Genomic DNA, 8,336 nt, shown 5'->3' on the forward strand with positions numbered 1-8,336 from the left:
TTAGCGCTCCTCTCGGAAGTCAACGTGCTTGCGAACCACGGGATCGTACTTCTTTAGCACCATACGGTCAGGATTATTGCGGCGATTCTTACGGGTTACATAGGTGTACCCGGTGCCTGCAGTGGACTTGAGTTTGATAATAGGACGCAGGTCCTTAGCCTTGGATGCCATGTACTAGATCTTCTCCCCGCGTGCGATGATTTCTGCGACCACGGCATCAATGCCACGAGCATCGATAACCTTAATGCCCTTAGCGGACACGTTCAGGGTCACCTTACGGCGAAGCGAAGGAACCCAATAGGTCTTCTTCTGAACGTTCGGATCGAATCGACGCTTATTGCGGCGATGCGAGTGCGAAATGCTGTGTCCAAAGCCGGGAACAGCTCCGGTCACCTGGCAGACTGCTGCCATGTTTCACTCCTTATTGATTGACTTTTCTGACGGATGCGCAGTCGATGTTACTCGTACGTCCCGTCACCAATGTAGAAGCACCGGGTTATTCTCCGGGCTAGAGTGTTTGAGACCGGCATCTGGGTGAGATCCAGATGTCAATCCCCGCCGCGGGAAAAACGGTGAAGCATAATTTAGTGTCGAGAGGCGTTTCCACCACTACGAACAGCGTTAAATTCTAGGTAAATCCAGCAACTCACGCAAGCCTGCACGCCAGAAAATCCCCTTAAAAACCAAGGATTTTTTGGATTTTGAGGGGTAACCATTTGATACAGACTTCTTCCGGGCACGCCGAAAGGTCACGATAGAGTTACCCGCTTATTCTACCAGTTCTCGCTGTTTCCTCAAGTCACAAGGGAGTTTAAGGTAGTTCATGACGGAATTTTCGTCCCTTGTCGATATCCATGTGACAAACATCTAATTACATCAGTGAAATTTTAAATGTGAGATTAACATCTTAACTCGTACAGACCCGTATTTTACGGCATACGGCAGATTATTCTTCGAGTTCTACCGGCTCACCAAGGCCAGCGGCAGGAACCAAATTCGGGTACCTCGCGCTTAGTCCATCCCCCAAACTGCGCCCAGTCAACTGCCGACCCATCCAAGGCAGAGCATGCGTTCTTACCCAATACGCACTCTCGGCAACTCTCTCACGCAGCGGCGGAGGCTCTTCTTCACCGGCGATAAGGTTCACGTCCTGCGCAAGATGCCCCAGCCCAAGCTGCGTCAGCACATGGTATGCAAAGCGCTGATGCCCCAACTCATTCATATGCAGGCGGTCGTCAGCCCACAGCCGCCAGTCCAGAAAATCGTCCATACGCCAGTAATCGATAATGTGCACACCATATTTATCCGCCACTGTGCGTAGAAGCTCGTTATACAGGGCGGTACGCGGGCGGGTCCGAGCAAAGGGTCCCTCTCCCTTCACGTCTAGGCCCGTAATCGTCAGAACCTCGATTCCTTCCGCGCGCAGAGCCGCAAAGGCTCGCTCTGCATGCGAGATAATCTCATCTATATTCACGTTTAGGCTAATAATATCGTTGCCGCCGCCGTAGAAGCTAACAAGGTTCGGTCTCAGTTCTAAGGCTGCCTCCAGTTGCTGATCGACAATCTGGTGCATCAAAAGCCCGCGGATCGCCAGGTTAGCGTACTGCGCCTGAGCATCGACTGAGCCGATAGCTTCCGCAACGCGATCTGCCCAGCCACGCACCTGGTTGGGGCGGTCGGTATCGACATCACCCACGCCTTCGGTAAACGAGTCGCCCATCGCCACATAACGCACAGGTTCGCCGTGCAGTCTGGCATTTTTATCGAGTTTGAGCATGGTAGGTACTTCCTAACTTTTGGTTTTTTATCTACCCGCCAGTATCCCATGAATAATATGTCTGTCTTAGGTATCGACCGCAGACATCCAGCTGCGTGCGGTTTCAGGCAGGGCAAACCAATCCGTGCAGCAAACTCAAACATACCGTAACCGCGTTTTGTTCGGGTTTCTCGCTCCTGTTTCATAAGTCTTATTTCACGGGTTCACGTCGTCCAGTATCTTCTGCGAAGCGTGCGCATACCGATGATGCGGCACCACCACCACGCTCCCGTCACTAAACGGATCAGCAACCTTGGCTTTGAGCCCAAAAATATCGTTAAGATTTCTGGAGGTCAGCACCTCGTGAGCAGATCCGCGACTGACAATTTGCCCGTCCTTCATGGCGATCAGATAGTCTGCAACGCGAGCGGCGAGATTCAGCTCGTGCAGCACCATAATCATGGTGGTGCCGCGTTCTTCGTTCAGGTCCGCCAGTAAATCCAGCAGCTCCACCTGATGCGCCAGGTCAAGGTACGTGGTCGGCTCATCCAACAGCAGAATATCGGTCTCCTGCGCAAGCGCCATCGCAATCCACACACGCTGGCGCTGACCGCCGGAAAGCTCGGTTACTTGGCGTTCGGCGAGCGACATCGTATCGGTGGCCTCTAGGGCCCAGGCTACCGCCTCATCATCTTCGGCGCTATTACGTTTGAAAAGCCCTTGATAGGGGTAGCGCCCCCGCGAAACCAAATCGGCAACAGTAATGCCTTCAGGCGCAATAGGATGCTGCGGCATAAGCCCGACCATGCGTGCGAACCCCTTCATGGAGTACTGATGCGTAGGCTTACCATCGAGCAAAAACTCGCCGTCAAGGGGATGCAAGAGTCGCGAAACACCCCGCAGAAGCGTGGATTTACCGCATCCGTTGGGGCCGATAATGGCGGTGACCTTGCCCTGCGGGAATTCTAAGCTCAGGTCTTTGACGATAGGCTGTGCGCCGTATCCTAGGCTCACGTTGTCTACGCGCAGAGTACGCTCAGTTACGGCTTTCATGATTTACCTTCCTTTCGGTTCTGCACGAGCAACCAGATAAGTATGAGGGTACTGAAGACGCCATAAAAATGCCTACAGAACTTTTATATGCCGGAATAGGTTTGCGGCTGCAGAATCAGCGCATACCACGATCACGGCACCTACTAACACCGGGCCTAAGAGTGTGTATCTTCCTGCGTATGAATGAAAGCTTTTTCATGTCCCGTGTGAAGACCTTAGCCAGAGAGTCCCTTCACCTTCAACGAGCACACATCGTTCCTTCTCCCCTGCATGATCATGATACTTATATGATGTCTGCAAAATATGCACATGAAACTTCATCGCTGCATAGTAAACGTGCGGCGGCCGCCGTTCACCGAGGCTTCAGACGTACCGATGCCGCGCCTTCCGCTAAGAAGACACGGCATCGTATATTCTTGGCACGTGTTTAGAGCGAGAGCATGCCAGTGGGTATCCAACCACCCTTGGCGGCGCGTTCAAGCATAGTTTTCGCCATAGTACGCCCGTATGCCTTGCTCACATGGTTTTCGTCTATGTACACGTAGACGTTCCCGACAACCGGTTGGCACATTCCTTCCGGACAGTACAGGTCAGTCATATCTACCAGCACCGCGCCCTTATCCTTGTATTTGTCAAAGACCTCTTGGGCGGGGTTCTTTTCAGCCAGTTTCTCAGAGACCGGGCGCGCACAGGATTCCAGGTCGTCTCCCGCCTTCTGTGCGCATTCGTATACGTTGTAGTCGTACCGCGGGTTATCGCGCACACCGACCACCTGTATTCCGGCGTCCGTGAATTTCTTGACCGTTTCCTCCAAGGCCGGGTCGATGCGCTCCTCATTAGACCGCGCCTCCGCGATGGTTGCGATAATCACCACGGTCTGCGGCTTACGCTGCAGAATTTCTTCGGTAACGTCCCGGTTAAACTCGGCGCACTCGTTCGAGGATGATGCATCCTGCTGCGGATACTGGCATCCGCCCAAGAGGATCGACTGCATATTAACTTTGGACTGCTCGGCAACGGGTTTGAACATGGCCATTGCCTGTTCCGCGTGGGAGTTACCGACGACCATCATAAGCGGCGAATCATCTGTTCCGTTCTTCTGCGAAGAGCAGTACTTCTTAAGCGAGTCATGAGAGAGGGCAAAATTGCCTTCGCATTTGCCGTCGCTCAACATCTCGTATTGATTCTTCAAATCACCATTAGGGATAGGGTCGTCGTGCATGAGCGCCTGATCGGTGCCGATGGCGCGAGCACCTAGGTGATTATCGGTTGCAGTCTGGGTCTGCGTTTCTGCCTGAATACTCGCCTGAGTATTGGAGTAGTTCACCCACGCCTGCGCACCGGCAAGAGGTATTCCTGCCAGTAAAAAGGTTGCGGCCAGGAAGGCAAGCTGATCAGCCCATGTTTTGACCGCGAAAACCCTCTTAAACCGCAGTATTTTCATCAGCCAGGGAATGAAAGGGTCTTTACGGTAACGCAGCGGTTTCTCCACGAACTGGATCAGAACCCAAGCTAAGCCAATAGATACCGCAATAATGGCGGTTCCTTCAAGAAAATTCACGTGGGGTTTCTCTACAGCGGTGCTGTACAAGATCAGGATGGGCCAGTGCACCAGGTACAGGGCGTAGGAGATATTGCCGAGACTCTGCAGAGGTTTAGAGACCAACCAGCGGTCTACGCCCCACCGACTGTTGGTACGGCCCGCCATAATGACGAGAGCACCTGAAACTACTGGATACAGCGCTAAGAATCCGGGAAAGGAACGCTGCACGGGCAGGAAGGCGCCACAGGTCACAAGCCCAAAAACGCCGATCCACCCCATGATGACGCGCGCCTTCTCAGGGGCCTTCCATTTGAGGGTTACCATGGCGAGCAGCGTCCCGACAGCAAACTCCCAGAGACGGGTACGAGTATCGAAGTATGCGAACCCCTGGTTTGTCTCGGTTTCAATAATCGAAAACGTCAAAGATGCCACAAAGACCGTATCGAAAACCAAAATGGTTGTCGTGAACAGATTCCAGCGGAAACGATGCACAAGGTATGCGACCAGCGCGAAGAGCAACGGCCACAGAATAAAAATCTGTCCCTGAATAGACAGCGACCAGAAGTGCTGGAACGGGGTTTTCGATGCTGCGTTTTGCGCATAGTAATCTACCGAGTTAAAAGCAAGATGCCAGTTCTGGTAATAGAAGAGGGATCCCTTCGCATCCGCGAGCATATCGGCCCAGCGGCTTGGCGATAGGATAAAAAATGATGCGATGGTCGTTCCCGCGATGGTTACGGTCGCTACCGGAAGCAAGCGTTGGAACACGTGTAGCCAGTATGTGAAGAGGTTAAGCGGCCTGCCCTCGTTGATTTTGCGCATATTCGAGAGTGAGAGCAGGAACGCCGAGATGAATAGAAAGACGTCCACGCCGCCGGATACCCTACCAAACCAGACATGGTATAGCACTACCAGGAGTACTGCGAATGCACGCAGACCCTGAATTTCGGGGCGGAATCCCCGAGTTTCAATAAAGTTTTCGAGGGGGTAAGAGTTTGAGGGTGATGATACAGTCGGGGTTTGCGCCGCTTGCTGATGCATTGCGGGTTGACCTGCTGTCATAATATCGCGTGTCCTGTGCTGCTCTGTAAATCGGTGTGTGTGGTCTCATATAATGCTAACGACCTGTAAGGGGAAAGTCCCGATTCAACGCATCAGCTGCGTAACGCATGAATCAGGACTTTCGTGGAGCCCCCTACCGGATTCGAACCGGTGACCCTCGGTTTACAAGACCGATGCTCTGGCCAGCTGAGCTAAGGAGGCAACGTCTTCTAGTGTACAGCAAACGCACAGGTATGCTAATTCAAAAGTGGATGTTATGAAAGTTTATCGTGTTCACTGTTTTTATATGTGTCTACTTAAACGCTATTTTCCCGTATCACTATACTTTTTGAGTCTTTTAGATTTCGAACTATATTCATACGGCTCAGAAAATGTTAGACGGTCGATGAACCTTAACAGAGATGCCCTCTCATGCAGAATCATGCATTGGAATCTTAGACTATTGTGTCAGTATCCTTTGAGGCTAAAGCACGATAGAAAAAGGATTTGCCCGCAGGCTTAGCGCTTGCGGGCAAATCCTTTTATATTACTGCTGCGGGTTATTGTTATTCTTCTTGGCGTCGATCTTCCCCTGCAGGAAGCCAGTGAAGTCATTGCTGGTGTATTGTTCACCGTCCACAAAAACTGTCGGGGTGCCCCCAATATCGTTCTTCGAGGATTCTGCGGTCACGACATCCACAAGAGAACGCCACTTGTTATCGTTCATATCCGAACCGATATTTGCACCGTATTTAGATGCTATATCGGCAATCTGCTGGTTGTTCAGGTCGCCGGTTCCCTGGTGACTAAACAGTTCTTTCTGGAAGTCCAAGAATTTATCTGCACTCACCTGGTTAGCAACGGCGTATGCGGCATTAGCGGTACGTGCCGAGTACTGGGTGGGTGAATTCTGATCAAGGAAGGTCAGGTTACGGATTTCGAGTTCGATATTACCCTCTTGAACCTGTTTCTTCAGTTCCTCGCCGTACTGATCCTCAAACTCATGGCAGTGCACGCAATTGTAGTCCTGGAAGATCGTTACGCGCACCGGTTTGCCGTTCTTAGAGGCTTCATCTGCCGACTGAACGCCGAGTGGCAGCTTCTTGCCCGCCTGCGGGGTACCATTCACCGAGGGGGTGTAGGAGGCGTTAGAGTCCCCTAGTTCCTTATAGTTACGGGTGTCTCGTGTTGAGGAGTTTTGGACGATTCCGTCCTTAGTCAGCACAATTCCGCCGTACTCATTCGAACTCGCAGGCACAGGACCCGATTCGGGTACTTTATTGTTCTGACCATTGATATAAACAAAGCCAATAACGAAAACAATAACAACGACTACGCCGAGTACGGTAAGTTGTATCCATCGACGGTTCATCGCGACATTGCCGCGTTTTGATTGTTTAGCCGCAATTTGGCGGGCCTTCTCGCGGGCGTCCTGGGACATTGCCTGCTCCTTTATCTTGTGATCGACGCGGTGGATGCGCCTACCGCTAACCCGTTCTAGCCTACCGAAGGTTGTTGGTAGCTGCCAGTCATAGCCAGGTTTTCTACACTTTGTGTCGCGTTCTCACGCTCACAGCTTATTTTACGGGGCAACCACAGTCACCTGCGCTGGCTATAAGCCGCGCGTACCATTATAAGACTTGTTATTCTGCGGGATAGCATCTCAGGATAAACCTGGCGGTATGAGCAAAAGCAGACTCGGTGCCTTATAAGTTGCCTCGTTCCCCTATTCTCTGGGTGACATGTATGTAAACCATACCTTTCCAGAGACCCCCCGTTTATAGCTCATAAGTTCCACGGATAAGACCCTCATACTGCAAGACTGCGCTACCAAGGAAAAGGTCTAAGATAGCCTCGACCGCAGACCAAGTCAGATGTCGAGATTAGCAATAAACCCCATATTTACTAGAACAGCTTCAACCAACGAATTTCGCCCTAAGATTCCAGGGGATAATAGCATGCGATGACTCTACTACACTCAGCTTAGTTTCATTGGCGATGTCAATGTCTAATGCTGACAGTATCTTACTTGCTTAGCCACAATTTGACGAACCTTATCACGGGCGCCTTGGGACATCGCCTATCCCTTTATCCTGTAGTCCCCCCCTGTGCACTTAGCGGTTATCTACGTTGTAATCCAGCCGTTCTCCTTCATGAGCACCCTGCTAGTGGACAGTACTAGTGGACAAGCCTCGCAGTACTTTATGGCTACACACGCCGCAAGCAGTGTTCCTCAGCGAGCTTCTAGCAGAGTATCGGCACCGTCAAAACCTCCAGAACCGCTATAGCTGTTCGAGTAATCATGCTCTACACTTCCGTCTTGCTCAGGGTTTTAGTGGGTAAGGGATACGAGAATATGGCTTAGCCCCACCCACAATTCAGGTTAGGAACATTAGAACAGACACACATTCTATTCCATAACCCAATTTTCTGTCTGCATAGACAATATAAGAACGACGCGGCTATGGCGATATATGCCATAATCTGCACCAAAGGTAGATCCCGTCGAGCTGCACCTCGCAACAGGGTGAACGGGAGTATGAATACATGACGTCCCAGTACCGGCTTACATATACAGCTGGAATTAGAGGGTACTTTTCCGGGGCTTTACGTGTTGAAAGCTAATGCTGGTATTCCAAGCGATAAAAGCATAGCTAGTTCCGTTGGGTGAGTTTGAGGTGTTGAATGGTTGTTGAGACCCGGCAGTTGGTGCATCGTTACCGGGTTTTCCTGTGCTGGTGGCACCCGTTTTTCTTCAGAGGTCCGTCACAGGTAGCGGGGGTTTTGAGGCCCATTCTTGGGTGTTGTACCGGAGTTAACCACTAGTTGAGTGGTTAATACGAGGCTGTCCCGGTATAGCCTACCAGGCCCAAACCGCACTTATAGTCAAGGGGATACTGCACCGGGCCGGGGGTTGTTTGGTAAAAACCACCGTTAAACACA

General features: G+C 51.5%; 6 protein-coding genes and 1 tRNA gene. All 7 read right to left on the reverse strand.

Annotated elements, in window-relative coordinates; translation table 11 throughout:
* On the reverse strand, positions 1-171 hold the full coding sequence (rpmG, locus tag HMPREF2625_RS00145) for a 50S ribosomal protein L33 (RefSeq protein WP_004005967.1): 171 nt from the start codon (positions 169-171) through the stop codon (positions 1-3).
* A 3-nt stretch (positions 172-174) separates the two neighbouring features.
* On the reverse strand, positions 175-411 hold the full coding sequence (gene rpmB, locus HMPREF2625_RS00150; RefSeq protein WP_004005966.1) for a 50S ribosomal protein L28: 237 nt from the start codon (positions 409-411) through the stop codon (positions 175-177).
* 535 nt (positions 412-946) lie between these two features.
* Positions 947-1,777, reverse strand: a complete 831-nt coding sequence (locus HMPREF2625_RS00155) for an SGNH/GDSL hydrolase family protein (RefSeq protein ID WP_070520275.1) — start codon at positions 1,775-1,777, stop codon at positions 947-949.
* Positions 1,778-1,972: 195 nt separating this feature from the next.
* Positions 1,973-2,809: an ABC transporter ATP-binding protein gene (locus HMPREF2625_RS00160; RefSeq protein WP_070520278.1), complete on the reverse strand. Its 837-nt coding sequence runs from the start codon at positions 2,807-2,809 to the stop codon at positions 1,973-1,975.
* A 427-nt stretch (positions 2,810-3,236) separates the two neighbouring features.
* Positions 3,237-5,414, reverse strand: a complete 2,178-nt coding sequence (locus HMPREF2625_RS00170) for an acyltransferase family protein (RefSeq protein ID WP_070520284.1) — start codon at positions 5,412-5,414, stop codon at positions 3,237-3,239.
* Positions 5,415-5,538: 124 nt separating this feature from the next.
* Positions 5,539-5,615, reverse strand: a tRNA-Thr gene (locus HMPREF2625_RS00175).
* Between the two features lie 325 nt (positions 5,616-5,940).
* On the reverse strand, positions 5,941-6,834 hold the full coding sequence (locus tag HMPREF2625_RS00180) for a DsbA family protein (protein ID WP_004005962.1): 894 nt from the start codon (positions 6,832-6,834) through the stop codon (positions 5,941-5,943).
* Positions 6,835-8,336 lie beyond the last annotated feature (1,502 nt).

It is taken from the genome of Rothia sp. HMSC064D08 (genome assembly GCF_001809525.1).
GTDB lineage: Bacteria > Actinomycetota > Actinomycetes > Actinomycetales > Micrococcaceae > Rothia > Rothia dentocariosa.